The organism is Psychrobacter sp. 16-MNA-CIBAN-0192, assembly GCF_040309565.1.
Lineage (GTDB): Bacteria > Pseudomonadota > Gammaproteobacteria > Pseudomonadales > Moraxellaceae > Psychrobacter.
In genome coordinates this window covers 1-260 of the sequence record NZ_JBEOOX010000395.1, presented here as the reverse complement: position 1 = coordinate 260, position 260 = coordinate 1, and the positions used below count along the sequence as shown (strand labels likewise).

The 260-nt window shown below is 62.3% G+C and carries 1 protein-coding gene; it reads right to left on the bottom strand.

The genetic code is table 11. From position 1 onward, the window contains the following. Positions 1–260: Rossmann-fold NAD(P)-binding domain-containing protein (locus tag AAEY78_RS13715; RefSeq protein ID WP_352339902.1), on the bottom strand; the 260-nt coding region annotated here is incomplete at both ends.

The window sequence follows — 260 nt, the reverse complement described above, 5'->3', positions numbered from 1 at the left end:
GCGCCAGAGTGCTGGCCGCCACGAGGGTCAGATCATAGGTGAGGTGGGTATAGCGCGCTTCCTTCATGCCCGCCGACGAAACACCCAGGCAGAAGAAGCACGCATCAAAACCTTGCAGCAGGTTTTCCAGGGGTTGGAAATCCAGCATGTCGCTGTGCAACACCTGATGCAGCTTGCCGTGCTCCTGGGTCAAGGGCGTGCGGCCCACGGCCACCACTTCCTGCACATCAGCCGCCAGCAGGCACTCGCGCAGCACACCC